Origin of the sequence: Burkholderia sp. AU33423, assembly GCF_002223135.1 — a bacterium.
GTDB classification, from domain to species: Bacteria; Pseudomonadota; Gammaproteobacteria; order Burkholderiales; family Burkholderiaceae; genus Burkholderia; species Burkholderia lata_D.
Genome location: NZ_NKFH01000010.1, coordinates 109461 through 135397 on the forward strand (window position 1 = coordinate 109461; position 25937 = coordinate 135397).

Here is a 25937-nt window from a genome sequence, read left to right on the forward strand (position 1 = left end):
GACCGCCGGCATGCGTGCCGACGGCGGCATGGGCCTTGCTGAAAGGAAGGGGCAGGAATTTCCTTCACGTGATCTCTATCAGGGAGAAAACTCATGAAATCCGCATCCGAATCGAAATATGTCGCGCCGCGCGTGCTTGCGTGCGCGGCTGTCGCGATCATCGCGGCCGCGCCTGCCGCATGGGCGCAGAACTCGCAGCGCCCGGACGAGGGCACCGGCGCGCCGAATCCGTCGATGGACATGTCGACGCCAGGCACCAACGGCAATACGGCCGCGCCGCCTCCGCCTGCACCCATCCAGCGGCAGGGTGCGACACAAGGCTCGCGTTCGCACAGCGGATCGGCCGGCCACGTGAAGCCGGGCGGCGGCCCCAACGGCGCGGGTGCGGGCGGCAGCGGCACTGGCGCCGGCAGCGGTGCCGGTAGCGGCAGTTCGCCCGGGTCGACGGGCACGGGCGGTGGCGGCGCTGGCGGGGCGGGCAGCGCGGGTTCCAGCGGTTATTGACGGCGCCGTGCCGACGAGGGTGGCGAGGTTTCCCGGGACGGGCTTGCCGCCACGACACAGGAGGGCATCATGCGATCCAATTCCCGGAACGGGGTGGAGAACGACGAGATCGACGAGATCGACGAGATCGACGAGATCGACGGCGACGCGATCGAGGCGGACGATCTCGATACCACGGTCCATGTCGACGTCGCGACGGGCAGGATCAAGTTCCATTCGACCTGGGCGCTGACGGCCGATGCGCCGCCCGAGTACGCGCGGCATGCGGTCGAACTTGCGCTCGACAGCGACACGATGGAGCGGTATGCAGCGCTCGACGACGGCACGCGGATGCGCGTGCATGCGATTTTGCACGACACGGTGCAGGCGATGCTCGACCGTCTGCCCGACACGAATGAGAGCCTGACGCTCACGATCGAAGTGACCGACGCGATGCTGGACGCGGCGAGTCACCTGCAGTAGCGGGGTGAGCGACGCCGTCTCGCGGTTCGTTCAGGCGCGCAACTGAGGCGAGCCCATTTGCGTTTGGTATGCGGTCAACGCGCCCCGACGTCATTGCAGGCGGCGGCCGCCGCCCGGACGGCATCGGCCCTTGCATGCCGGAAATCCGCGTGCCCGGCGCGCGAAATCGTTCCGGGATGTCGGGCGCGTCGCGTCGGCGGAAACGGCACGCCGCTTGCTGCGACACCGGCGCGGCACGACGTGTGCCGCGTCACTGACGGAGGGCTTCATGAGCGGAAGGCTGGTTCATTGCAAGGTGGCAATCCTCGCGGTCGACGGCTTCGAGGAAGCCGAACTCGTCGAACCGCAGCGCGCGCTCGCGGCGGAAGGCGCGCAGGTCGACGTGATTTCGCAGAAGGGGGGCGAGATCCAGGGCTTCAGGCACGTCGAAAAGGGCAAGCGCGTGAAGGTCGACCGCACGTTCGACGATGCGCGCGAGGGCGATTACGACGCGGTCGTGCTGCCCGGCGGCGTCGTAAACGGCGACGCAATCCGGATGGTGCCGGCCGCGCGCGAGTTCGTGACGGCGGCCGTCGGCGCCGGCAAGCCGATCGCGGCGATCTGCCACGGTGGCTGGCTGCTCGTGTCCGCCGGCCTCGTGGAAGGCCGCACGATGACGAGCTGGCCAAGCCTTCAGGACGACATCCGTCATGCGGGCGGCAAGTGGGTCGACCAGGAGGTGGTCCGTGACGGCCCTTTCATCACCAGCCGCAAGCCCGACGATCTGCCCGCCTTCAACGGCGCGCTGATCGATTCCCTGGCGCCACGGGCGGCGTGAACCCGTGTCGGCCGCGCCATTCGTCGCGTCACGCTGACCGACGCTCCGCCGACGTTCCGCGGCATTACAAACCGTTGAAAACATTGCACCGATAGCCGGCGTGCGTCGAGCCTGCGAGCCCGACGCACGTGCCACTCACCGTGCGATCGCGACCGGTGAATTGACGTTCACGACGGCGGTGTCGTGGCCGAACGGCGGCGCAGGCACGAACCGGTCGATCACACCGGCTTCGAACAGCATGCAGCAGGTCGAGCCGCCGAACTGGAAATAACCGATCTCGTCGCCCTTGTCGACGCGCTGTCCCGGCACGACGTCGATCACGCAGGACGATACGTCGCCCATGCCGACGAACACGGCGGCCACGGTGCCGATGCCGGGATCGTCGCAGGCGATCGCGACGACGGCGCGCGTGGCGACCGCCGTCATGTACCCCTGGGAGTCGTTCAGTCCGGCCGGGTCGGGGCCTTCCGCCTCGACGATGGAGTAGTAGGTGCCATGGACCCGATACGCATGCGTGACGACCCCGCGCACCGGCGCATGCCAGCGATGGTAGTTGTACGCGCTGAGATACGCCTGGTACAGGTCGCCGCCGACGAAGCGCTCGGCGAGCGACAGCCGGGCCGGCGTGAAGATGTCGCGCAGCGAATACGGCTGCGCCTTGATCCAGAACCGGTCGCGCAGCTTCACGTTCGATTCGACGTGGTACGGCGCGGCCTCGCACGCGCTGACGATCACATGCGGATCGTCGGGCGCCGCGACGGGGCGCGCGCCGTCGAGAAAGCGCCGCGTGAAGAAGTCGTTCCACGACGTGAAGCCCCCGTGCGGCTGGTCGTCGCGATACTGGAACTGCGATAGCCCGATGCGCGTGCTCGCCGCGTCGCAGAACCAGCCGTCGGGCGCCGACGTGTCGAGATGCGCGCGCGAATGCGGGCCGCCAAGGAAGCCGCACCACACGTTCAGCACGTTCTGCAGATGCGCGTTGACGGCGGCGTCGCGAAACAGCGCATGGCCCGACGGCATGCACATCGGCCAGTCGAGAAAGGCGTTGATCGGGCACACGATCAGGCTCGCGTCGCTGAACGGCGGCGTGTAGGTCATCAGGTGATCCAGGACGGTCATCAGCCCGTCGACCGACGTATAGCCGAGCTGGTGGCCCGATTCGACCGCTTCGTCGATCGCGCGGACCAGGCTCATGCGCAGCACGGCATGGTCGTCGAACAGCCGCGCGAGTTCCTGCACGGCCGGCGTGCGCAGCCGCTCGCCGGCATGCGTGCGCGCGTCTGCGGCGATTTTTTCGCGAAATGCGGCCATGTGCGCTTCTTCGCGGGCCATCCATTCGCCGAGCCGATGGCGCTCGGGCGGCGGGTTGAGGTCGGTCGGCATCGTGGTCTCCAGGGCGATGATCGGTAACCGACGCAAGGAGCAATCCGCCTGCCCGGAGGGGGCACCGATCTTGCGGATCGGCTGTTGTTTGATTCCTACCGGAGAAAACCATGAGCGCGGCTTCAACTGGACGGCCGAAGACGAAGGCCGAATCGACGGGCGACGGGCGCGGTGGCGCGCAGCACACCGTGGCGCCCACGCGGACGCGCCACGCAACGGCGAAGTCGCGCGGCACGCGGGCGGCCCGGGAGCAGGAAACGGGGCGCGGGACGGTGACCGCGGGCAGCGGCGGCGAGACGGGCCAGCCGTTGTGGGAGGACGACAGCGGGGCGTTGCCGCCGGAAGAGTGGTCGTGAGGCGCAAACGCGGCCCTTCTGCGCGATGTGACGGCGCGGACTGGTACGGCGGCACGTGAGGTGCATCGTGTTTTCGTCATCGGCACACGGCACACGGCGCACGGCACACGGCGCACGTGCGCGTCATGACGCGTCATCCATTCCCGCGAGTTTGCCGGTTCGCATGGACGCGCGCTGCCGTGCCGAAGCGGTTCATCGCGAATCGGGTGTGCGCACCGTGGCGCCCCTTTCCGCGTCGGACGGCAACCGCATCCGCGCGACGAGCGGGTAGTGATCCGACGCATGCCGCGCACGCACGCTGCGATGCACGACCACATCGACCAGCCATTCGCCCGGATGAATCCAGATCCGGTCCAGCGAGAACACCGGGCATACGGTCGGGAACGTGCGCGGCGCCGGCGCGCGCCGGAACCGCGTGACGAGCGCCTGCAGCGCACGGCCGCGCACGAACCATTCGTTGATGTCGCCGAGCAGGATCACCGGCATCGCGCCCGTGTCGAAGGCCGCGAGCAGCCGCTGCACCTGCGCGCTGCGCTCGCTCGCCGACAGCCCGAGGTGGGTCGCGACCACGCGCAGCGTGAGCGCGCCGCAATCGATGTCGGCGTCGAGCGCCCCGCGCGGTTCGCGCGAGTGAAACGACAGGTCGAGCGTGCGTGCCGCGCGGATCGGGCAGCGCGACAGCACCGCGTTGCCGTAGCGGCGCTCCGGCGTGTCGATCGTCGGGCCGGCCACCGCATGCATGCCGGTGGCGTCGTGCAGGTGCGCGAGCACATCGGGCGCGCGCGTGCCGCCGAGCGGGACTTCCTGCAGCGCGATCACGTCCGCGTCGAGTTCGTCGATCACGGCCGCGATCCGGTCGGCCGCGCGCGCCGGCCACGCGCCATAGCCGCCGCGGATGTTGTACGTCGCGATCCGCAGGTCGCGTCCGCCCGGCGCGGCGGCCGGCGCGTCGTCGGTGGCGATGACTTGTGGCGGCGGCGCCGCACGCGTGCTCAGCGCCATCGTCGCAACACCCTGACGAGCAGCACCGACACGCCGACCAGCGCGAGGCCGATCGCCGCGAGCCACGCGAATGCGCCGGGCCGGGGATGGCTCAGCGCGGCCGTCAGCTGGTGCGCGAACGTGACGGTCAGCACGATGCCGGGCAGCATGCCGATCGCGGTGCCGACCAGGTAGTCGCGCAGGCCGATATGCGACGCGCCGGCGACGAGGTTCACGACGGTAAACGGCGCGATCGGCAACAGCCGCAGCACGGCCATCGCGAGCACGCCGCGCCGGCCGATGTGTTCGCTGAGCCGGTTCGCGCGTGCGCCGGCGAGCCGGCGCACCGCATCCCGCCCGAGCCAGCGGCCGATCCCGTAGTTCGCGGCCGCGGCCGCCATCGAGCCGACGGCCGCGTAAGCCACCCCCGGCCACGCGCCGAACACGAGCCCCGTCGCGGTGATCAGCAGCGTGACCGGCACCGCGAAGGTGGCCGCGACCACGTAGCCGGCCAGCAGCAGCGCAGGCGCGGCGGGCCGTTGCGCGAGCGTGGCCAGTGCATGCGCGAGCGACGCGACGTTCACCCGTTCGCCGAGCGGCGTGACGCGCCATGCGAGCGCGAGCGCGGCGACCAGCAGCACGGCCAGGCCGAGCGCGAGAAACCGCGCGGTCAGCGGGCGATGGCGGTCGTGCGGCACGAATTCGCGGACGAACCGGTCAGGTTCGATCGGCTGCTCGGGGTCGAGCCACGCGCTGACCGGCACGAGTGCGTCGAGTTGCGGCGCGACGGCCGGGTCGAGCGTGCGCAGCGTGCGGCCCGGTTTCGCGCGCAGCCGGTCGAGTGCGGCGTTCGGCCGCTCGATGCACGCGAATGCGTCGGCCACGGCCTCGGGCGTCGTGCCGAGATGTTCGGCCAGCAGCCGCTCGCGCAGAGCGGCGATCGCGGCGCGGATGCGCGCGTCGCCGGCCGCGACGAGCGCGACGCAGCATTCGGTGTCGAGCAGCATCGAGCGGTTGTTCAGGTTCGCGCTGCCGATCACGAGGCATTCGTCGTCGGCGATCGCGAGCTTGCTGTGGACGTTCACGCACGCGTCGCCGAGCCCGTCGACGTGCGGATACAGCAGACGGTATCGGCCGAAGCGGTCCGCCGACACGAGCGCCGCGTGCAGCCGCGCGCGCAGCACGCCCATCGTCGCTTCCTGCAGCCAGCCGCTCTGCACGCGCGGCGCGACGACGGTCACGTCGGGCCCGTGCGCGTCGGCGAGGCGGGCGGACAACGTTTCGCGGACGACCGCCGCGGTGAAATACTGGTTTTCGACATACAGGTGCCGGCGCGCCGCACGGATCGTGTCCGCGACGAGCGCGCGTACCTGCCGCACCGGCTCGCGGCCGTCGTGGCGCGGCGCCGTGCAGGCGATGCCGAGCCGCACGTCGCGCACGTCGACGCGGGTGTCGGGCGGCCACGGATCGTCGTCGTCCGGCCGCTCGAGGTGGCGTTGCGCGCGGATCGCGATCGGGCGGCCGCACGCCTGCAGCCAGCGCGCACGCGCCTGCTCGCCGATCGCGGCGGCCGCCTCGCCGTCGAACATCGCCTGCACGTCGTGAAACGGCGCGTACGGCGCGCCGTGTTCGTCGTGGCGGCGCGGATCGCCGGCCGCATGCGCAGGCGTGTCCCAGCGCGCGCGCGTCAGGTCGAGGCCGCCGACGAACGCGAGCCGGTCGTCGATCGCGACCAGCTTCTGGTGATGCGACGCGCCGCGGGGATGCGTGCCGTCGAGCCGGAACACGATGCCGCGATGGGCACGCCAGCCGGCGCGATACACGGGCGGCCAGTCGCGCTCCAGCGCGTAGATCATCGCGAAATCCCACGCGAGCACATAGATGCGCAGGTTGTGCCGCCGGGCGGCAAGCGCGTGCAGGAACGCCGCGAGCGTGTCGGGGAGCGTGTCGTCGGGGCCGCCCGGCGCGAGCCGCATCCGGCTGTCGACGTCCCAGCCGACGATGAACACCGTATGGCGTGCGCGCAGCAGCGCGGCGCGCAGCGTCGAGAAGTACGCATCGCCGTCGACGAGCATCGTGAAGCGGTCCGCATGGCGGATCGTGTCGCAGTTGCGGCCGCGTTCGAGCAGGCCATGCCGCGGGATATCGCTCGCCTGCGTGGCGTCGATGGTCGTCTCGTCGGTGCGTGTCGTGCGTTCCGCCACGGTCATCGGATGCGGACCTCCCGGTTGCCGTCGAGCTGCAGCAGCAGCGTATCGCCGTGCACGCACGGTGCCCGCAGCCCGGGCGAATGCGCATCGAGCCGTACGCGTTTGCTGTGGTCGCCATTGCCGCGCATGACGGCGACGTCGTCGATGCCTTGCGCCAGCATCGTCGCTGCATGGGCGACGCGGATTCGCTCGAGGCACCCGCACTCGGCGTGATGACGCGCGCGCCACGCACGCGGCGTGGTGATCGGCCGGCTGGTGGCGAACCGCGCGCCGGACCGCATGCGGGTGGCAAGCCGGCGCGTCACGAGATAACCGGGCAAATGGGTCTGGGTCACGCGAAGCTCCTTGACGAGGATTCGGGTTGACAGGTGCGGACGCAGGCGATGTTTCTCAGCGTCTCGCAGATGGCGTCGAACTCCGGGCCGCTCGTGCGCGAGAAGGACACCGAAATGGGTTCGAGATGGCCGATCATGACGTGTCCTCCTTCCGGTGGGCACGAGCCGTGCCCGGCGGCGATTCGACCCGCACAAGGCACGCAAGCCGCGTGCCGGCCGGGAACGGCGCATGCGCAGAGGGCGGGGGCGCACACCGCGACAGGTGGCGTGCATTTTTTGCATCGACATCGCAGATATGGACAGGAGACCCACCGTGGAGCATCAACAGGACGCGCAGGTTCGCAACCCGTATCGGGGTCACGAGATCCTCGTCTGGGCACGGCTCGACGAACGCGGCGCATGGCGTGACGAGGTGCAGGTGTATGTCGACGGCGCACGCATCGAGTTGACCGTGCCGGCGCCGGCGGGCCGCGCGTGGTCGACCGAGCTCGAGGCGCTGCGCGGCGGCATCGAGCGCGGCCGCGACCTGATCGACCGGCGCCTGGACGGCCAGTGACGGCATGGCGCTTGGCGCTTGCGCGCCGCCCATCGCTCATCGGTGGATGGCTCCCCGCAACCGCCTGACGTCCTGCTCCGACACGGGGGCGGCACGATTGCCCCACCCGCCGCGCACATAGCTGACCACCGCTGCGATTTGGTTGCTGGTCAGCGTGTCGCGCATGGCCGGCATCCGCGTCGACGGGTCGTCCTTGCCGGGCGCCGGCCGTGCCCCTTCGACGACGATCCGGATCGTGCTGGTCGGATCGGCCGCGAGCACGACCGGATTGTCGGCGAGCGGCGGCCCGTGATCGCGCACGCCCTTGCCGTCCGCGCCGTGGCAGCGCGCACAGAATCCCGCATACACGCCGGCCCCCGGCGCCTGCTGGCCGCCTTCCGGGCGTGGGCCGGCCGCGGTCAGCCGCGCGGTGCCGACGCCGAGCGGGTTCGTCGCGGCGGTGGGTCGCGCCGGCAGCGATTTCAGGTAGACGGCGATCGCGTGGCGATCCGCGTCGGTAAGCAACGCGGTGCTCTCGCCGACGACGGGCGCCATCGCGCCGAACACCGCGCCGCGCGCCGCATGGCCGCTGCGCAGGAACGTGGCGATGTCGTCGGCCGACCAGCGGCCGAGGCCGTCCGCTTCCGCGCCCGTGAGGTTCGGTGCGAACCAGTGGTCGTTGATGCCGCCGGTCAGGAACGCCGCACTGCGCTCGTCGTAGCCGCGCTCGTTGAAACCGGGGCCGCGCGGCGTATGACACGCGCCGCAGTGGCCGAGCCCCTGCACGAGATACGCGCCGCGATTCCATTCCGTCGATCGCGACGGCTGCGGCTCGAACCGGTCGCCGCGCGCGAATGCGACGCGCCACAGCGCGAGCGCCCAGCGCTGGTTGAACGGGAACGGCAGGCGGGTGGCCCGCACCACGTTCGCGGACGGCGCGACACCGCGCATGAAATACGCATACAGCGCGCGCACGTCGTCGGCGCTCAGCCGCGCGAACGACGGGTACGGCATCGCCGGATAGAGCCGGCTGCCGTCCGCGCGCACGCCGCGCCGCAACGCGTCGTCGAATTGTTGCAGCGTGTAGTGGCCGATCCCGTGGGTCGGGTCCGGCGTGATGTTCGGCGCATAGATCGGTCCGAACGGCGAGTTCACCGGCTGGCCGCCTGCGTACGGCGTGTGGTCGGCCGCGTCGTGGCAGGCCGCGCAGTCACCGGCGTGCGCGAGGTAACGGCCGCGCGCGAGCGTCGCGGCGTCGGTGTCCGCGGCGGCAGCCTTGACGACCGGGCGGCGGGTTGCGGCATCCGACGGTGCCGCGAGCGGTGCGGATGCTGCCGCGGCACCCGGTTGCGCGAGCCACGGATCCTGGCTCGCACGCGCGGACATCGACGCAGGGGGCGCTACGGCGTCTGCGGCCGATGCGCGAATCCGGATGTATCGCCAGCCGGTGTCGGGCTCGTCCGTCGGCACCGAAGCCGACGACGCGGCTTCCGGCGTATCGTCGGTCCGCGCGGTGTCGTCCTGCGGGCTGCAGCCCGCGAGCACGCCGCAAACGGCGAGCGCCGCAAGCGCGCCGAGCGCGACGCCGGCGCGACGGCCCGGCGCATCAGGCCGCGCGAACCGGAGCGGGTCGAGGATCAGGTTCAGGTTCAGGATCAGGATCAGGATCAGTGCCATGGGCTGCAAGGCCCCACGAAAGCCGTGACGATCCCCGTGAACACGAGGCCGATCACGAAGCCGAGCGCGGCGAGCATCCCGCAGCGCGCGAGAAAGCGCGTGCTGTCGTCGCGGGTCGCGCCGGATGCATCGGTATCGTGCCGATGCCGCCAGGCGCGCGCGACCCACGTCGCGAAGGCAGTCGCCAATGCGAACGCGCACGCGGCGATCAGCGCAAGCCACACGCCCACGTGCGCCCAGCGCGGCACGGCTTGCGCGACGCCGAGCGGATAGCACGCGGTCGATGCTAGCGTCTCGGAGACGAGCATCTGCGCGAACCACAGCGCCGGCGCACCGACGAGGCCCGCCGCGATCGCGAGCAGCGGGGTCCATGAACGTCGTACGCCGTTCATCCCGGTCTCCTGAGCCAGTACGGCGACACGTACAGCGCGGTGAAGATGAACAGCCACACGATGTCGACGAAGTGCCAGTAGAGCCCGCCGACCGTCAGCGCGACCCGCCGCTCGCGGCCGAAGAAACCGGCGGCCGTCCACCCGGCCAGCAGCGCGAGGATCGCGAGCCCGGCGACGACGTGCGCAAGGTGGAACCCGGTGATCGTGAAGTAGAGGCTGCCATACAGGTGCGCGGTCGGGCCATAGGGATGGTCGCGCCATTCGTGCAGCTGGACGAGCGCGAACGCGGTGCCGAGCGCCAGCGCGACGGCGAGTGCGGCCACCGCGCGCGGCCGCCGGCCGGCCCGCACGGCGCGCTCGGCGAGCCACACGAATACGCTGCTCGACAGCAGCACGACCGTATTGACGGCCGCGAGCCCGATCTTCGGCATGCCTTCGGGCGGCCAGGGCGCGGCCGATTGCGACTGCAGGTAGAAGTAGGAGAACAGCAGGTAGCCGAACAGCCCGGCTTCGGTCACGACGAGCGTGATCACGCCCCACCAGCCGCCTGCGCGCTCGCCGCAACTGCCGACCGGCAGCGGTGCGATGCAGGCGGCCGGCGCGTCGTGCGGCACCGGGGCCGGCAGCGGCTCGTCGGGGCGGATCGCGGCGGCGGGCGGGGCCGGCGCCGGTTCGCGACGGGGCGGCTCGTCGCGCTGCCACAGCGTGCGCCGCGGCCACAGCCACGCGGCGGTGGCGATCGCGCAGCCGGCCACGGCCGCGCAGACGAGCGCGGGCGAGCGCACCAGCATCGCCGCGAACACGGCCGTCGCGAGCAGCGCGAGCACGAACGGGAGGCACGTATCGTCGGGCATCTTCAGGATCGCGTCCGGCGTGGCTGCGAGCGGCGTCACGGCGAGCGCCTCGCGACCGTCGGCGAGCCGGTAGCCGACGCGCACGCTGGTGCGGCGCGCATCGTCGCGCGTTTCCCACAGCGGATGCCGCGACGCGACGAGCGGCAGCACCGCGAAGTTGTAGACGGGCGTCGGCGACGCGACCGACCATTCGAGGCCGGCCGCGCGCCACGGATTGGCGCCGGCACGCGCGCCGCGCCGCGCACTCACGAGGGCATTGACGACGAACATCACGATGCCGATGCCGAAGATGAACGAGCCGATCGTCGTCAGCAGGTTCGACGTATCCCAGCCCATCCCGGGCGGATAGGTGTAGATGCGGCGCGGCATCCCGAGCAGCCCCGAGACATGCATCGGGAAGAAGCCGACGTTGAAGCCGATCAGGACGACCCAGAAGGTCCAGCGGCCGAACCGTTCGTTCATCATCCGCCCGGTGAACTTCGGGAACCAGTACGTGATCCCGCCGAGCACCGGGAACACGTTGATGCCGAGCAGCACGTAGTGCAGGTGCGCGACGATGAAGTACGTGTCGGTGAGCTGCCAGTCGAGCGGCACGGCGGCCGTCATCACGCCCGATACGCCGCCGATCACGAACATCAGCACGAAGCCCGCGAAATACAGGAACGGCGTCCGGAATACCGGGCGGCCGGTCCAGATCGTCGCGATCCACGCGAATACCGCGACCGCGCTCGGGATCGAGATCAGCATGCTCGCCGCGCCGAAGAACGCGAGCGCGAGCGGCGCGATGCCGGTCGCGAACATGTGGTGAACCCACACCTCGAAGCCGATCAGCATCGTCGCGACGGTCGAGACCGCGACCGCCTCGTACGCGACGAGCGGCCGCCGGCAGAACGCCGGCAACGCGTCGGACACGATCCCCATCGCGGGCAGCACGACCACGTAGACCCACGGGTGCGCGAACATCCAGAACAGGTGCTGCCAGAGCAGCGGCCGGCCGTCGTGCGCGACGTCGAAGAAATGCGTGCCCGCATTGCGGTCGAGCCACAGCAGCAGGAACGCGAGGCTGACCGACGGCACCGCGACGAGGTTCGCAACCGATGCCGTCAGCGTGCCCCACACGATGATCGGCAGCCGGTCGATCGACATCCCGTGCGCGCGCATGCGCAGCAGCGTGACGACGAAGTTCGCGGCACCGCCGGTCGTCGAGATGCCGAGCAGGATCATCCCGAGCGCGTAGATGTCGATGTTCGCGCCGGCGCTGTAGTCGAGCGACGTGAGCGGCACGTAGTTGAACCAGCCGCCGTCGGGCACCGCGCCGAGGGGAAAGCTCGCATAGAGGAACAGCCCGGCGAACAGGAACGCCCAGTACGAGAACGCGTTCAGCCGCGGGAACGCCATGTCGCGCGAGCCGAGCATCAGCGGCCACAGGTAGTTCGCGAAACCGGACAGCACGGGCAGCGCGTACAGGAAGATCATCGTGACGCCGTGCATCGTGAACAGCGCGTCGTATTGCGCGGGCGTCAGCAGGGTCGCGTTCGGCCGCGCGAGCTGGATGCGCATCACGAGCGCCTCGACGCCGCCGAGCAGCAGGAACGCGAACGCGGTGACGATGTAGCGCAGCCCGATGCGCTTGTGGTCGACCGTGCCGAGCCAGCCGCGCCAGCCGGGCGCCGATTCCCACAGCTCGGCGAGCGCGCGCTCGTGCGCCGAGCCGGGCGGCGCGTCGCCGAGATCCGGCACACGGGCGGGGGCTGGCATGTCGCGGGCGATGGCCATCGGCATCCTCCGTTCAGTGCAGTGTCGCGAGATAGGCGGCGAGATCGTCGGCATCGCGCGGCGCGAGCGCGATCGACGGCATCAGCGTGTCAGGCTTGATCTGCTGCGCCTGCGCGATCCAGCGGCGCAGGTTGTCGGGGGTGTTGTCGAGCGTGCCGGCCGCGAGCAGCCGGCGCGACGCGACGTGCGTGAGATCGGGGCCCGCGTCGCCCGCCGCGTCGGTGCCGAGCACCGCGTGGCAACCCGCGCAGCGCGACCCGAAGACGCGCTGGCCGCGCCATGCCGCATCGGTGCCGGGTGCGGGGGCCGGCTGGCGTTGCGCGGCGAGCCACGCGTGAAACGCGGCGGACGGCTCGGCCACGACTTCGAGCGCCATGTGCGCATGCTGCGCGCCGCAGTATTGCGAGCACTGGCCGCGATAGACGCCCGGCCGGTCGGCCTGCAGCCATTGCCGGTTGGTCTGGCCGGGAATCGTCTGCGTCTTGCCCGCAAGCTGCGGCACCCAGAATGCATGGATCACGTCGGCGCTCTTCAGCTCGATCGCCACGGGCTCGCCCACCGGGATGTGCAGTTCGTTCGCGGTGACGAAACCGGTGCCGCTCGCGGGGTCCGGATAGCGCGCGGCCCACCACCAGTCGTGCGCGGTGACGACGATCGTCAGCGTGGGCGGGCGTGGTGGCGTCGCGACCGCGCCGAGCACGCGCAGCATGTAGACGAGCGCGCCGAACAGCAGCACGATCGACACGGCGCTGCCGGCGGCCACGAACATGACGCCATCGCGCCGGCCGCCGGCGCGGGTGCGGCGATGGAACAGCGCGACCAGCAGCAGCGCCGCGATCACGAGGCTCACCGCCATGCACAGCGCGAGCAGCGCCCAGCCGAGCACGAACACGGGCTGCGCGGCCGGCCCGGCCGCGTGCGCGACGTACGCGAGCGGCAGCGGTTCGCCGGCCGCGCATGCGGCGGCCGGCGCGGCAACGCACGCGCTTCCGGCGAGGCGCGTGACGCGGCGCGCTGTCGATGGCGGCGGGACGGGCAACACGGCTCCTGCGAAAGGCGACGACATGGGTCGACGGCACCCGGCACCTGAGCAATTCCCGTGCGCGGCGGGCGAACACGCGTGCCGCCGCGCGTTGCGTGTGCACGTCGTGCGCGTTACAGCCCCGTTGTAATTCGGCTGACCGTATGCGGCAGGTAGGTCGACCCGGCGGCCGACGCGGGGTGTGGCACGTCGCATGCTACGGATACGCCGAGACATCGACCATCCGGGCGAACGGAGCCCCCACGTGAAGACCGTCGCGATCACGCGCGAGCGCCGGCGTCGGCCGTGCAACCGCCCACGCTTTTGCGCGATGCGGCGCGAATGTCGCGCTGCTCGCACGCGATCCACGTGCGCTGCACGATACCGCGTGCGAAGTGCGCGCCTATGGCGTGCAGGCGCTGCCGATTGCCGTCGACGTCAGCGATGCCGCCGCGCACGGGCTGGCGAGGGACCTCGATGTGCGCAGCGCGGACGCGCGATTCGCACAGATCCGCGCGCAACTGCCGCAGTTCGACCAGCAGATCGTACTGCTGAGCAACGGCCTCGCCTACCTGGTCGGCGGCGCGCCGGGCGGGCTCGACGACTGCGTGCGTCGCACGTGCGCGAGCTTGCGCACTGGTCGCACCTGTTCTACGCATTCGGGCCGGCCGTGTCGCTGCCGATCTTTTCCGGCGGCGCGCTCGTGTCGAACCTGCGGCTATCGCAGGCGCGCCAGGCCGAAGCGGCGCTGGCCTACCGGCTGGCCGTGCTGGTCGCGCTGCGCGACGTCGACAATGCGCTGGCCGTGTATCGCACCGACCTGGCGCGCGACCGCTATCGCAAGGGGTTGTCGCCGTTTCTCGACGTGCTCGACGCCGAGCGGCAATGGTCACAGGGGCGGCAACAGGCCGAGCAGGGCGCGCTGCAGACGACGACCGATCTCGTCGCGTTGTACAAGGCGCTGGGCGGCGGATGGCGGTCGCCGTAGATTCGATCCGCCTGCGGCAATCGGTCCCGCCGCCCGCATCGACCGTTATCGTTTGGCCGCCTGCTGTTCCTGGTCGACCGCACGTTTGGCCTGCTTCGACGCTGCGAGGGCGGCGACGTCGAAGTTGCTGCGCGCGACTTCGACGGCTTGCTGCCCCGTGCTGCCGAGGGTCTGGTAGAGCGTGTTCGCGGCGACGATCGCGGAGTTCCAGGCCGCGACGGTCGCCTCGGAGCCGGACGGCGCGAATTTCACCGCATCATCGACGAACGCCTGGATCCCGTGCACGTATTGATCGCTGCCCGCCTGGGCGACCTTGATCACGTCGGCGTGGCCGGACGACACGATCTCGAGCCACTCGCGGCTGTAGGACTGCAGCTTCTCGGCCAGCGGCTCGGTGAACGCGCGCTGGACGGGCGTCCAGTCCTGCGGTTTGTCGATCGCGCTTTCCGCGACCGCCCACGCGTCCTTCAGGGCCGACCGTGTAAATCGTGCATTGAGTTCGGCCAGTTTCCCGACTTCATCGAGTAACGCACCGGCCAGACCGAATGCGAAGTCGAAATTGGCGCGCTGCGCGCTCGAAACCCGCTCCCGGGTTTTCATGATCTACGCTCTCCTGAATGGAAATAGCCACCGTGGTTTGATCGCCTCGTCGGCACATGCGTCGCTGCACCGTCAGGGCGCCTTTCAATACGTTTGCGTCACGATGCGAAGCAGCGTTTCGCCGTTGTGCGTCATGCGCAGGCGATGCGCGCCGGAAGCCAGGGTCTCGAGTTCCACGAGCCGCTGCGTGCGCAGCGTATCGAGTTCCTCGCTGCTCATGTCGATCTGGTCGGGCGCAGCCTTGACCAGCATGAGCGCCGCGATTTCGTGAGGGCTCAGCATGTTTGTCTCCTGGATTGCTTGACAGGCAATCTTTACCGTTTCGTTCTGAATGGGGGTGAGACGGTATTGCGTGGCGGACGCGGCTTGCGCGTCGAACGCAATCAGTCTCGTTCGATGCGTGCGACGTGCCGGGTGATATCCCTGACCAGCGTCAGCTTTGGATGCGGGCGAGCGGTGGCGACCGAATTCGCTGCCTCGCGCAACCGTTCCTTGCCGCGTCCCTGCACGACTGCCGAATTCGGCACCACGGCCATATGAAACGACGTGACAGTCAATTTCAAGGATGAATCGCCGAGCATCACCATGACGTCGTCGGCCAGCAGCGAATCCGGTCCGACGATATCGACCGTCATCGATTCGACGCCCGACCGCTGGTCGACATGCATGCTCCAGCGGCACACACGTACGCCGCTTCGCCACAGGCATCGCCATACCGTGATGACTTGCAGCTTGCCCGCGACAGCGCGAAATGAAAGTCTCTGGACGACCATTCTTTCACCTGTGAAGTAATGAACCTGACTGGGAAATGACGGTAGCCAAGCTTATGTCAGGGACGACGGGAAAGTAAATCGGGGGAAGCATGTCCGTATATCGAGCTTGACGGACAGGCCCGACGAACCGTGGACGTGAGCGGAATGCGATCCGACACCACGGCCTGGGCAGTGCGGCACAGGAATTGCGCGTCCAATTCCTCCGGGCCGACCGGGCGCGCGGTGAATACGTTTTCAATGAAATGAAGAATGCGCGGGCGATGCGGGTCTACCGCTTGAAGTAGCGGGAATATCGGAGGCACATTGGCTCATCGGGACTTCATCGCAATCGGTACGTCGTCGGGCGGCGTCGACACGCTTCGCACCCTCGTTTCGCGACTTCCGCGCGACTTGCAGGCGACGATCGCGATCGTTCTGCACGTCGGGGCGCATGACAGATCCGGCTGGAGACCGCGGCCCGGAGCCAGCGCGGTAAAGCGGGCGTGCAATCCGCACAAGCGAGCGGGCAGCACGTCGGTCGGCCCACCTCGCTTGCGCGGCACGATCGAGAACGTGTGATGCGCTCACTCGACAAGGGGCTGTCGGTCAGTGAAGTCGCGCGCAGGTTCGGGACGTCCCGTCAGACCATCATGCGGATCCGCGCATCGCTTGCACTCGCCGCCGAAGAGAGTTGATCGATTTCGCGCGGCGTCCCGTGAAGCAAGCATTGGTCAGCGATCCTGAATGATCGCGCGCACGATCTCATGATCGTCACGAATGCGCTCGACATCATCCGCGAGTGCTACGAGAGAAGATCCGGCATACGGTCGCGGATTGTTCTGTTTCACGCAACATGCTTATGTTGTCTGCCGACCTACTGCCGAATTCACGATGAACCTAGGATGTGTCGCGCAGGCTGTCGCACAGGCAATCGGGTGAGCACGTCCTTGGTGCTACCCGTGTTTGAAGCGCGAGCCTGGAAACCGTGTCGGCGATCGTGGCATGCACTGCATATCGCGTGTCAATCCGGTCGTACGGAACACCACACCGCACCTATCTTGGGATCGTGCCATGAGATTTGGTCTTTTTCTGCGAGCGAGTATCTGCTCCACGGTACTTTTCGCAGTCGTGCCCGCTGTTGCTTTTGCTGATCCGCTTACTGTAACGGTTGACGATCTCGACCATGGCGGTCAGTTCGCGAATGCTCAGGTGTACAACGGATTTGGATGTCGTGGCGACAACGTCTCGCCTCGCGTCTCGTGGGCACACGTTCCGTCTGGAACCAGAAGCATCGTCGTCACCATGTACGATCCTGATGCCCCGACCGGCGGGCTCGGGTGGACGCATTGGGCAGTCGTCAATATCCCGCCTTCGGAAACGTCGATTCGGAAAGGGGCATCGGGAGATGTGCGACTCATGCCGGTGGGCGCGCTCGAGACGCTGACCGATTTTGGCGAATCCCGGTACGGTGGGCCATGCCCGCCGCAAGGCGAGTCTCATCGATATATCGTGACGGTTTCCGCATTGTCCATTCCGCGTGTCGACGTGAAATCGACGTCGAGTCCGGCGGTCGTTGCCTATCAGATGCATGGAAACATTCTTGGACAGGCGCGATATGTCGCGACCTACCACCGATCATCGAATTGACAGTGTGCGCCGGTTCGCTCGCGGGACGATGTTTCGTTTCAGGGGCCGCAGAGGAAAGCCTGACAGGCATTGGCTGACCGTACAGCCGCGATTCAAGGTTCAATGAATTGCGACGGTTTTCAGGCTGATCCGGCCGGCGCAAAGCACGTGGTTTGCCCTATCGCACCAATACCGCCTTCACGCAGGCCGGACCCAATGGCTCGCCGTTGTCGGAGAACGCCCTGAACGGATAGACCCGGATATCCATGCGTGGCCGCTCGAAAGCATCGAAGACCCACCGGCCGTGTTCGCCGTAATGGGTGTGGCGACTGAACCCCATGGACTCCAGTGCCTCCGTGAATTGAGCGAATGTGGGTTCACACGTCGTCAACGCAGAAGCCTGCGTACCGGGAATCGGATCAAATATCAGATCCACGCGCGGACCGGTATCACCGACCGTCACCCGCTGGAGACTGAATGCCCAGTTGCCCGGCAAGCGTTGACCATAGCCGAACTGATCCTTGCCGATCGCCGTGGGCTGCACGCCAAAGATGCGGTGTACCGTTTCGGGCGTGATGTCGGGGACCTGGCCGCTTGCCTGAATCAGCGCCAGCATGCGTTGTAGCGCTTGCGTCGTGCTCAGGTTGGCTGGCGCCCGGGATTCGGCAGGCGATTTGCCTGCGGGGTCCGGCATGGTCACGCTCGCAGGCTGTCCGTGCACGCTGCCAAACGGGATGCATAAACTCAATGCCGCCACGACGATCCCCCGCGTGACGAACATGCTGTCGATGCGCCGAACTGAACATTCCGGAATGCTGCTTCGGAGCGACATCATGCTGAATCCTTGTGGCGGGTGATGATTGGTAAAAGGAGCGCTTCGCACTCCCGATGGCTGATAAGAGCCGACTTGTTCAGTTCATGTGCCGGGATGCTTCGCACCAGCAGAATCGTGCATGTCTTCATCCTGCGTGGGAATGACATCGCCGACGCAACCGATGCGCGCGGTACTCAGCGTGCCGCGCGAGGGTAGCGGCTGTCGGTCAGGCAGGCACGTAGCCAGCCCGTGTCTTCCGTGCCCAGTTCGGCTTCGGCATCCAGCTTGGGCAGGGCCGTTGGCGTCAAGGCCGGGCGCCCTGGATGGAGATTCCAGCCGGCGGCCGACTTGCGCGACTCATCCGCGTCCGGACACGGGCTGCCGCCTTCGGAGCCGTCGCCGCATGCAGCAACGGTTTCCAGCCTGCCCTGGACGACGTTGCCGACCAGGCGTGTCACGTAGTAACCGCCGCTCGCCCAATCGTCCTGCAGGGTGCAGATCCTGTCGTGGTTCTGATAGCGGCGTTCGCTGAAGCATCCGTAGCTGAGTTGACCATCGTGGGGCAGGAAGTCGCATCGGGTCTCGAATCCGGCGAACGGGCCGCCCGTGAACTGCGTCAGAAAGGTGCGTTGCGCCAGGGCCGTTTCAAGCAGGCGCGGCGCGGCCTTGCCGCGTTCACTCAAGGTCTCGGTGCGCTGGCGGATCGCCTGGAGCAGGCTCGCACGCAGGGTCTTGGCATTCGGTGCGCCGGGGAAATCGACCGGATCCGCGAAACGCTTGTCACGCGCCGCGAGCCAGCGTTTCTGACTGCGGACCAGCATCGCGCGCAATTCGCTATCGTTGCCCGCCTGCTGCATGACGGCCGTATAGGTTTTGCCCATTTCCGCATCGGCGGCCTTGAGCTTTTCATCGGCACAGATCGTGTGCTCGACGCGGTTGCCGGCCTTCTTGCAGTCGATTGCATGTGCGGAAGCCGCGGTGACGAGCAGGGCGATACAGGCGACGCGCTGGAGGGTGGGTTTCATGCTGGTTTCCGTGCGATTCGGTTGTTCAAGGCCGGGTGAGGCCTCGCTTCAGGTCTGGGTGGTCGTGGCGATGGTCGGAGCGATGGTCGGGGCATGCGCTCAACGCACGCCGAGCGAATAGTCCTGACCGTACACCGAGCGAAGTTCACCCGGCTTGCCCAGGAGCTTGAGCGGGCGATACCTGGCGTTGGACAGAATGCGCGTGGCGCGCGGGTAGAACCCCGGGTCGGATGCCAGGCCCTGCACGTGTGCCATGTCGGCCGGGATGCGCGTGAGGGTATAGCGCGTCAGGTCGCACTGGATCTGGCCGCCGACGATCTCGCAGGCTTGCTTGTCGTAGTCCGCGTTGGGCGGCGTGGGGTACAGCCCGTCAATCACGACGGCTTCGCCCGCCGCGACGCTGAACGAAGCAAACTCGCGCTTGAGCCGGGTCGAGACCGCCAGCCCGTCGACGGACTTCTCCCGGGTGACGGTCTTCCAGCCCGCGGGCTCGGTCATCTCCGATACCGTTCTCTTCTCCGTCGCCCAGAATGCGCAGCCGCCGCTCTGGACGAAGACCGACGAGCAGTACGTATCCGTGACCTCACGGTCACGAAACTGTGCGTTGAACCATTCCTGCGACTGGATGAAGTCGGTGTTCTTCTTGGGCAGCAACGCGATCTGCCCCAGCGGCGAACGCCCCGGCTTCTGCTGGGTGCCGAGCTGCGACATCGCGTCGGCGGTCGTCTCGTAGGTGTTGCCGGCGACCGTGTAGGTACCCGGATTGACGATGTAGACGAAGTACTGCGCGTTGCCCGCCACGAAGGTCGAGACATAGCCGTGCAGCCCCACTTCGTTGAAGGGTTCGTCCGGCCCCACGCGTATCACGTCACGGGCGTTGGCCTTGTTTTGCCAGATGGTGGTGGCGGTCACGTCGGTACGGAACGCCCATTTCTTCTCGTTGACGGCTTCGTCGCCGGTGTACTTTCTGTCGAGATTGATGGCGGGCACGATCACGAGGGACTTGCCGGCCACCACGGCGCGGTTGATCAGCCAGTCGATGCCGGCGTGCCAGCGTTCCAGCTTCCGCTCACGGGGCAGCGCCGGCGGCTCTTTCGATTCGCCGGGCGGCGCCGCGGTGGCGGCCGCGACGAGCGAGCAGATTTCCTTGCGCAGCGTGTCGTCGTCCATCTCCTGCTTCGGGTTGAGTCGGGCGACCACGGAGATCACGCCCAGCGACTCTTCCAGCATGAAGCGGATCGGGAACGCGCGCTTCTCGCCCTGGTCCGGGAGCGGCTGGACGAGCGTGACTTCGGTCAGTGTGCCGTGCCGTTCGTTCGACGTCACGCTCAGGTTTGCCGCGGCGGCCGCTTGTGTCAGCCGGGCGGCCGCGTCGGCCGGGCTCAGCGCCTTGATCGGCAACCAGGTGGTGTAGTGGCGGCCGGTGACGCCATCCAGCGCGGGGCGGAAGTTGTAGGTGCAGGTGGTAAAGGCGGGCGCGCCCGGAAAGGCGTCGCCGGACGACGCGGGCGCCGTAGCCGCCACGCCGGTGCTCACGGCGCTGCGGCTCATGTCGACGCGGCCGAGCATGCCGCACATGCCGCCCCGGATGGCTTCGGGTGCTGCCTGCATGCCTGGGGGCAACGTGGTCGCCACGGAAAGGGTTTTCGAGTCCTGATCGGCCGTCAGCGTAATGGCGAATCCGCGGGCGCGGTCACTTTGCTGTTGCTGGATCGTCAGCTGGCCGGTCGAACCGGCGTAGTGCTCGTCGCCGATCAGGAAGCCGTCGCCCGCGGCGATCTGCTTGAGTTGCGCGATGGCGTTGCGTGCATCCAGGCCCGGCACCGTGGCGAACGTCGAGAAGCGGGTGCCGGCACCGGTGTCGGCTTCACGCTTGAAATTGGCCTCGCAGCCGGCCGCAGCCGCGGCGTGGTGCCAGCCGAGACCCAGCATGAGCCCAAGAAAGGTCAGGCGCAGGCGTGCGGAATTCATGATGGTGCTTCCCCCGTGTAGTGATGGCGTCAAGCCGATGTCTTCCATTCGATCAGCAGTCCGGATGGGCAGCGATGCGCCGGAAACTCACTGCTTCGGCCGCCTTTGCGGCGGCAGGCAGGCGCTGGCATGCAGAGCCCGTGCGAGTGCCCTGACGCCCGCGCACGCTTGCTCAGGCGTCGGCGCCCTTGCACTTCATGCTCGCGATACGTTGGTCCGGCCGGGTGCGGTAGAACACGAAGTTCGTCGCCCCCGGGCCCTGATTGCCGCCCTCTTCATCGACGTAGGTTTCCGCAAACACCGGCACGGCGGCGTTGGCGATGCTGACCCGGAAGAACACGTTATTTTGTGTGTTCGGCGCGGTCGTGCCGTAGTCGAGCGCGCATCGGCCGGCGATGCGCTTGACCGTGGCACGGCGGCCGAGCTGGCGCAGCAGGATGTCCTGCGTGTCGTCGCTCGGGTAGAACTTGCGCAGCGCGATCGACAGGACGGTGGTCGCGTTGCCGTTGAGGACGACGCCGACGTGGCCTTCGTTGTCCATTTTGATGCCGGCTTCCTCGCCGACCTTGCCGTCCGGCACATCCACGTCGCCGAAGCCGGTGAGCAGCGTGCTGCCGCTACGGGTATGCGTGGCCTCGGGGGAATGACCGTCCGGATTGCCGAGCGGCTTCGCGTCGCGCCATTGCACGCCGGGCAGGTTGTCGAACGCCGGCCAGGTTGCCGGCTTCGTCCCGCCGAATACGCCCAGCAGCGTTTGCAGCGGCGATGCCGGGGCTGTTTCCGGCACGTGGGCGGCCGGCAACGACACCGCGGATGCGGGGTCCGCCGTCAGGCTGGCGGGCGGCGTGGCGCGCTCGCACGCGCTCAGGCCCATCAGCAGGACGCCGGCGGATAGCGCACGCCGGACGGGGGGCGGGGGGCGCATGGGCAGACGTTGCATGAGGCGCTCCTGGTTGGCGCGGCGGCCCGGGTGAAGCAGCCGACGACGGGCGATCAGCGGCATTTGACGTCGTAATCCGTGACGGACGGGAAGTCCCCTTCGCCGACGGTGGTCAACGTCAGCGTGCCGGCAGCGCCTGCGTACCCGAAGTCGCAATAGCCGAGGCCGGTGCCCGCGCAGGATCCGGTCTCGACGATGCCGCGCCTGACCAGGGCGGAATGTCGCGCCTCTCCGCTGGCGCTGCCTCGCACCGGTTTCCATCCATGGGCGACCAGCACCTTGCGGGCCTTGTCGATCGGCATGTTGTAGACGTTCGGCACCTTGGCGAGGCCTTTGCACACGGCGTCTTCGTCGGCCACCCTGGACAGGCGCAGCGTACCGTCGGCGTCAACGTGCAGGTCGCCGGCGGGCGAGGGGGGGATGTCGCCATCCCAGACGCGTACGGCACCGCCTTCGAGCGGGGCCAGTCGGCCGATGGCGGTTTCTTCCGCCGATTTGCCGTAGGCCAGTGCGATCAGCTTGCCGTTCTCGAATACGGCCACGTTGCCTTGCGTGATGCTGCAGGTACCGCTGGTTGCGGGCGCCAGCCGGCCTGCGAAGCTGACCGCGCGGTAGGGGCCCAGCGGCACGTCCGACATGACGGCCCAACCTTGCGCGACGACCAGTCTGGCTGCTGGCGACGTCGGCTGGATGACGCGTTGCCAGCAGCTTTCGCGATCGGTTGGGCTCGCTGCCCTGGGCAGATTCGCGAGCGCCTTCATGCGGATGTCCTTCAACTCGGACACCACGCGTGGCGCGGAGGCATGCGTTTGTGCGGCGGCCGGCACGGTGAGCGCGAGTCCAAGCACCAGGCCGGCGCCGTACAGGCCCTTCGATGCGAACGATGCGGCAAGAAGCGGCAGAAAAGCGGCACGCGGCATGACAGAAGATCCGGAGAGATCGGTGGAAGCGGACTTCAAGGTACGGCGCACAGGTATCTGCCTGTCGCTGGCATGGCGGGCGTGTATTAACCGCCGAATAATTAACCGCCGAATAACACTTTTGTGAAACGTGTTCATTTCCCAAATATTAGGAACGGAAAATATATCGAGAAGTAGAAACACGGCGGCCGTCGTGCGTGCGCCGATTGCCTCGGCCTTGCTGATCGCGATTCTAGTCAAAGTAGATCGACTAGTATACATTCATCATATCGTTCTTCACGCGTCGCCAAGGTGTGGACCGGAGGCCAAGCGGTGCAAGGGCGCCGAGCGTGGTTTGGGCAGGAATTTCACCATGACGCTGACAGCCAGTATCAATGAGATTGCCCGTAGCCTGAACGGGTTGGAGCCACCTTGGCTGCCCGCCTACGACATGCGGGCCTATGCAGAAAAGGTGGATTCGGAATGCGGATATAGCGCCGAAATGATGGTCGCCCTCGAGATCAATACGAGAATGTTCGAGGAAGTCGTCGCATACGTGCATTTGTGCGGCGCGTTTGCTTCGCTGCATCCATCCCCTGCGCGGCAGTACGAATGCGTGCGCAACGACCGGGCCGAAATCGACGATGTGCTCGCACACCATGCGACCGGCGCATGCCCGACGTACACGGGGTTGCTGACGTCGTTCGTCGATCGGGGCATCGTCGTGCGATGTGCGCCAGGTTGATGTCCAGCCCCAATAACGGCTTTGTGCCGCTTTCCTTTCGACGGCGACGCATCGCGTTCGCAGTCGCGAACAAGACCCAGCTCAAGATGATCACGCCTTCCGGACGCCCTGCCATGCAGACAAGAGCCATCAAGAAATCCACTGTTTTGTTCGCCCGGGTCAACCAGGCGACCGCCGACAGGTCGCGTCAATACCCGACGGCGGTTCGCGCGACGGTCGGGCTATTGCTCGTCGCCAGCGTGCTTTCGGGGTGTGCGCCGCTAACGGCGTCCGCGCCGGCCGATCCTCAACAACAGGCTGTCGCGGAGCAGCGGAATGCGAATGCGTTGTATAGCCAGAAGGTATTGGCATACAAGCCGATGTTCGAGAATCCTGGCGGCTATGGTCGAGCGCAGATACTGGACACGTACGAGGCGGTCCTCCAGCAGTACTCCGTCGCGGCTATCGTGTATGCCCGCATCATTTATCCGGAGGCTCGACAGACGCTTCCGCCGGCCCTGCAGCCATTGCCGGCGCCGTCGGGGCCGGTCACGCTGGCGGTCGTCAATCGCGACTACGAACATGTACTCGGCATGAGCGCTGCGTTGTGGGAAATGGATATGGCGGCGAAATTTGGCCGGCCATCCAAATTGCCGATACCGAAATACACCGGCCCGGTGCTGATCATGCCGCCTTTGCCACCGTTTCCGCCGCTGCAGGATGTTCGCGATCCCAAGTTCGCGCGGCTCGTGACCATGACGAAGAAAGTGGACGATGCGCAGAAGGCGGATCTGGCACGAGAGCACGCCGCGATCGAGCAACAGTATGCCGAGCAGGCCGCGTGGCGGGCTCGGCACCCCATGGGGCAGTATGACAACATCGATCCGAGGACCGGACTACCGTACGCGCCCCCGCCACAGGAGACGCAGCGATGGTGCATGATGGGCGGTGGCCGGGTGCCCTGCTGAAAACGCTGCGCGCAACGGCAATGGTGGCATCCATTGGATGCCGGCCGGGCTGGCACCGGCTCCCTAGGTGGGGCCATCTGCTTCAAAACCCGTACTTGTGTTGGCCCGGGTGACGCTGTTCGCCAGTGGCGTATCGGTTGCGTATCCTGGTCAGTCGAGGCCGTAGCGGTGCCGCGATCGCGTGATGCTGAAGCTCGCAGTTTCCGTCGACGTCGCGGTAGCTGATGATGCTTTTCCGGTTTGCACGGCGCGCTCCGTCGCGGCGTTCCTGCCCGCGGACAGTCCGGACATCGTGCGTGACCGTGTTGCCCCAGGTACCCGGTACCGACGACTTGCTGTCCAGCCCACGACCCGCCGTGTCGCACGAACAGGTACCCACGTTGCCCCGTCCGGTGTTTCGCCGGGATTCCTGAACGACATTCTTCCAGTCTGGCATAAGACGAATGAGAGGCGCGAGGAGGACGCAGGATTCACTGCCCTGAAGCGCGGGATCGTATCCGGCAGCGGGCACACGTGCCTGACAGGCTGAAAGGAGCGGTGCTGGCGGCGGTGCTAAGATGCCGCCCTGTAGTCAGGAGATGCATGAATGCGCGCGAGCAAACGCCAGCAGGTGGTCGACAAGGCCGGTGAGTTGTTTTCCCTCCATGGCTTTCATCCGGTCGGCATCGACCGGATCATCGCCGAAGCGGACGTGGCCCGCATGACGCTCTACCATCACTTCGCGGGCAAGGACGATCTGATCAAGGCAGTGCTGGAACAGCGCTACACCTTCATCATGGAGAGCATCGCCGCCAAGCTCGGCCCCATGCCGCACGCCGCTGCGCGCCTGAAGGGGATTTTCGACTGGTACGGCACCTGGTTCAGCAGCCCGGAGTTCGCGGGTTGCCTGTTCGAGCGGGCGCTGGCCGAGTTTGGCGCGACCTGCCCGAAGGTGACCGACGTGGCGGTGCGCTATCGGGATGACTTGCTGGCCCTGATGGAGCAACTGCTCGCCGAGATCGTTCCGCGTCGCCGGGCACGTCAGCTGGCAGGCGTGTACGTGATGTTGCTGAGCGGGGCCACTGCGGACGCGCGTGCGATCGGAGATCCGCGGGCTGCCGCAAGAGCATGGCAGGCGGCGGAGATGCTGCTGAACGAGTCCAAAGCCGCAGCTGAAAGCATGCGTAAAGCCCGGAGCCGTCGCGCTTGATCGTTGGTGGTCCTTGTCTTTGGTCTTGGCGCACCGTCGGCCGTAGCGGGTACGAACGCGGGCCAACGCCGGCAAGCATTCGGCGAATGCGGTGCAAGGTGCGCCCGGCATCCATGCCGATGGGTTCCGCGAGAACGC

At 67.7% G+C, this 25937-nt stretch carries 28 protein-coding genes and 1 pseudogene; 12 read left to right on the top strand and 17 right to left on the bottom strand.

Annotated elements, in window-relative coordinates; translation table 11 throughout:
• Positions 1-93 precede the first annotated feature (93 nt).
• The 3 genes from CFB50_RS35890 to CFB50_RS35900 all read left to right on the top strand — a co-directional run bounded on the left by CFB50_RS35890 (position 94) and on the right by CFB50_RS35900 (position 1783).
• On the top strand, positions 94-504 hold the full coding sequence (locus CFB50_RS35890; protein ID WP_089449152.1) for a hypothetical protein: 411 nt from the start codon (positions 94-96) through the stop codon (positions 502-504).
• Between the two features lie 69 nt (positions 505-573).
• Positions 574-966, top strand: coding sequence for a DUF3022 domain-containing protein (locus tag CFB50_RS35895; protein WP_089449153.1), 393 nt, complete (start codon positions 574-576; stop codon positions 964-966).
• A 268-nt stretch (positions 967-1234) separates the two neighbouring features.
• Positions 1235-1783, top strand: coding sequence for a type 1 glutamine amidotransferase domain-containing protein (locus tag CFB50_RS35900; RefSeq protein WP_069250318.1), 549 nt, complete (start codon positions 1235-1237; stop codon positions 1781-1783).
• Positions 1784-1918: 135 nt separating this feature from the next.
• Here the strand turns inward: CFB50_RS35900 and CFB50_RS35905 are convergent, their stop codons facing one another.
• Positions 1919-3166, bottom strand: a complete 1248-nt coding sequence (locus tag CFB50_RS35905) for a phosphatidylserine decarboxylase family protein (protein ID WP_089449154.1) — start codon at positions 3164-3166, stop codon at positions 1919-1921.
• 110 nt (positions 3167-3276) lie between these two features.
• Here CFB50_RS35905 and CFB50_RS35910 point away from each other — a divergent pair, with 110 nt between their 5' ends.
• A complete protein-coding gene (locus tag CFB50_RS35910) occupies positions 3277-3522 on the top strand; it encodes a hypothetical protein (protein WP_089449155.1) in 246 nt (81 codons plus the stop codon).
• Between the two features lie 192 nt (positions 3523-3714).
• Here CFB50_RS35910 and CFB50_RS35915 read toward each other — a convergent pair whose 3' ends face one another.
• Genes CFB50_RS35915 through CFB50_RS35930 form a run of 4 tightly spaced genes read right to left on the bottom strand, consistent with a single transcriptional unit; the run spans position 3715 to position 7185 of the window.
• Positions 3715-4524 carry an endonuclease/exonuclease/phosphatase family protein gene (locus CFB50_RS35915; RefSeq protein WP_089449156.1) on the bottom strand — a complete coding sequence of 270 codons (810 nt, stop codon included), beginning with the start codon at positions 4522-4524 and terminating at the stop codon, positions 3715-3717.
• Positions 4515-6713 (bottom strand): VTT domain-containing protein, encoded by a 2199-nt coding sequence (locus CFB50_RS35920; protein ID WP_089449157.1) that lies wholly within the window; start codon positions 6711-6713, stop codon positions 4515-4517. The genes CFB50_RS35915 and CFB50_RS35920 overlap by 10 nt, the downstream gene beginning before the upstream one ends.
• Positions 6710-7048 (bottom strand): hypothetical protein, encoded by a 339-nt coding sequence (locus CFB50_RS35925; RefSeq protein ID WP_089449158.1) that lies wholly within the window; start codon positions 7046-7048, stop codon positions 6710-6712. The genes CFB50_RS35920 and CFB50_RS35925 overlap by 4 nt, the downstream gene beginning before the upstream one ends.
• The gene (locus CFB50_RS35930; RefSeq protein WP_235986630.1) at positions 7045-7185 is read right to left on the bottom strand and encodes a hypothetical protein; all 141 of its coding nucleotides are present in this window, start codon (positions 7183-7185) and stop codon (positions 7045-7047) included. The genes CFB50_RS35925 and CFB50_RS35930 overlap by 4 nt, the downstream gene beginning before the upstream one ends.
• Before the next feature lie 176 nt (positions 7186-7361).
• Between CFB50_RS35930 and CFB50_RS35935 the strand changes: the two genes are divergently transcribed.
• Complete coding sequence (locus tag CFB50_RS35935; RefSeq protein ID WP_089449159.1) at positions 7362-7604, top strand: DUF6566 family protein; 243 nt, start codon at positions 7362-7364, stop codon at positions 7602-7604.
• Between the two features lie 36 nt (positions 7605-7640).
• On the opposite strand, the gene CFB50_RS35940 is transcribed toward CFB50_RS35935, so the two are convergent.
• The 4 genes from CFB50_RS35940 to coxB are packed head-to-tail and all read right to left on the bottom strand — an operon-like array spanning position 7641 to position 13321.
• The gene (locus tag CFB50_RS35940) at positions 7641-9260 is read right to left on the bottom strand and encodes a cytochrome c (protein ID WP_089449160.1); all 1620 of its coding nucleotides are present in this window, start codon (positions 9258-9260) and stop codon (positions 7641-7643) included.
• A complete protein-coding gene (locus CFB50_RS35945; protein ID WP_089449161.1) occupies positions 9251-9652 on the bottom strand; it encodes a cytochrome C oxidase subunit I in 402 nt (133 codons plus the stop codon). Before CFB50_RS35945 ends, CFB50_RS35940 begins: the two co-directional genes overlap by 10 nt.
• Complete coding sequence (gene ctaD, locus CFB50_RS35950) at positions 9649-12282, bottom strand: cytochrome c oxidase subunit I (protein WP_089449545.1); 2634 nt, start codon at positions 12280-12282, stop codon at positions 9649-9651. Before ctaD ends, CFB50_RS35945 begins: the two co-directional genes overlap by 4 nt.
• A gap of 13 nt (positions 12283-12295) precedes the next feature.
• Positions 12296-13321, bottom strand: a complete 1026-nt coding sequence (gene coxB / locus CFB50_RS35955) for a cytochrome c oxidase subunit II (RefSeq protein ID WP_373452994.1) — start codon at positions 13319-13321, stop codon at positions 12296-12298.
• 317 nt (positions 13322-13638) lie between these two features.
• On the opposite strand from coxB, the pseudogene CFB50_RS35960 reads away from it, so the two are divergent.
• Positions 13639-14291, top strand: a pseudogene (locus CFB50_RS35960) (efflux transporter outer membrane subunit); the annotation flags it as partial.
• A 45-nt stretch (positions 14292-14336) separates the two neighbouring features.
• Here CFB50_RS35960 and CFB50_RS35965 read toward each other — a convergent pair.
• The 3 genes from CFB50_RS35965 to CFB50_RS35975 form a co-directional block, all read right to left on the bottom strand.
• A complete protein-coding gene (locus tag CFB50_RS35965) occupies positions 14337-14891 on the bottom strand; it encodes a phasin family protein (protein WP_089449163.1) in 555 nt (184 codons plus the stop codon).
• Positions 14892-14975: 84 nt separating this feature from the next.
• A complete protein-coding gene (locus CFB50_RS35970; protein ID WP_089449164.1) occupies positions 14976-15173 on the bottom strand; it encodes a hypothetical protein in 198 nt (65 codons plus the stop codon).
• 101 nt (positions 15174-15274) lie between these two features.
• The gene (locus CFB50_RS35975) at positions 15275-15664 is read right to left on the bottom strand and encodes a hypothetical protein (RefSeq protein WP_144020750.1); all 390 of its coding nucleotides are present in this window, start codon (positions 15662-15664) and stop codon (positions 15275-15277) included.
• A gap of 303 nt (positions 15665-15967) precedes the next feature.
• Between CFB50_RS35975 and CFB50_RS39315 the strand changes: the two genes are divergently transcribed.
• The 3 genes from CFB50_RS39315 (at position 15968) to CFB50_RS35985 (ending at position 17290) form a co-directional block, all read left to right on the top strand.
• On the top strand, positions 15968-16222 hold the full coding sequence (locus CFB50_RS39315; RefSeq protein WP_143751035.1) for a chemotaxis protein CheB: 255 nt from the start codon (positions 15968-15970) through the stop codon (positions 16220-16222).
• A complete protein-coding gene (locus CFB50_RS40385) occupies positions 16147-16338 on the top strand; it encodes a helix-turn-helix domain-containing protein (protein ID WP_256979410.1) in 192 nt (63 codons plus the stop codon). Before CFB50_RS39315 ends, CFB50_RS40385 begins: the two co-directional genes overlap by 76 nt.
• Before the next feature lie 376 nt (positions 16339-16714).
• The gene (locus CFB50_RS35985) at positions 16715-17290 is read left to right on the top strand and encodes a YbhB/YbcL family Raf kinase inhibitor-like protein (RefSeq protein ID WP_089449167.1); all 576 of its coding nucleotides are present in this window, start codon (positions 16715-16717) and stop codon (positions 17288-17290) included.
• A 157-nt stretch (positions 17291-17447) separates the two neighbouring features.
• Here the strand turns inward: CFB50_RS35985 and CFB50_RS35990 are convergent, their stop codons facing one another.
• The 5 genes from CFB50_RS35990 to CFB50_RS36010 all read right to left on the bottom strand — a co-directional run bounded on the left by CFB50_RS35990 (position 17448) and on the right by CFB50_RS36010 (position 23179).
• A complete protein-coding gene (locus tag CFB50_RS35990; protein ID WP_089449168.1) occupies positions 17448-18104 on the bottom strand; it encodes a hypothetical protein in 657 nt (218 codons plus the stop codon).
• A 173-nt stretch (positions 18105-18277) separates the two neighbouring features.
• Entirely contained in the window at positions 18278-19108 is an 831-nt protein-coding gene (locus CFB50_RS35995) for a lysozyme inhibitor LprI family protein (protein ID WP_089449169.1), read from the bottom strand.
• Between the two features lie 99 nt (positions 19109-19207).
• Positions 19208-21079: a hypothetical protein gene (locus CFB50_RS36000; RefSeq protein WP_144020751.1), complete on the bottom strand. Its 1872-nt coding sequence runs from the start codon at positions 21077-21079 to the stop codon at positions 19208-19210.
• 172 nt (positions 21080-21251) lie between these two features.
• A complete protein-coding gene (locus CFB50_RS36005; protein WP_144020752.1) occupies positions 21252-22082 on the bottom strand; it encodes a hypothetical protein in 831 nt (276 codons plus the stop codon).
• On the bottom strand, positions 22073-23179 hold the full coding sequence (locus CFB50_RS36010; RefSeq protein ID WP_217481566.1) for a hypothetical protein: 1107 nt from the start codon (positions 23177-23179) through the stop codon (positions 22073-22075). Before CFB50_RS36010 ends, CFB50_RS36005 begins: the two co-directional genes overlap by 10 nt.
• A 112-nt stretch (positions 23180-23291) precedes the next feature.
• Here CFB50_RS36010 and CFB50_RS36015 point away from each other — a divergent pair, with 112 nt between their 5' ends.
• From CFB50_RS36015 to CFB50_RS36025, 3 genes are all read left to right on the top strand, one after another.
• A complete protein-coding gene (locus CFB50_RS36015) occupies positions 23292-23663 on the top strand; it encodes a hypothetical protein (protein ID WP_144020753.1) in 372 nt (123 codons plus the stop codon).
• Positions 23663-24610, top strand: coding sequence for a hypothetical protein (locus tag CFB50_RS36020; protein WP_256979411.1), 948 nt, complete (start codon positions 23663-23665; stop codon positions 24608-24610). Before CFB50_RS36015 ends, CFB50_RS36020 begins: the two co-directional genes overlap by 1 nt.
• Before the next feature lie 586 nt (positions 24611-25196).
• A complete protein-coding gene (locus CFB50_RS36025) occupies positions 25197-25799 on the top strand; it encodes a TetR/AcrR family transcriptional regulator (RefSeq protein WP_089449173.1) in 603 nt (200 codons plus the stop codon).
• The last annotated feature ends 138 nt before the right edge of the window (positions 25800-25937 follow it).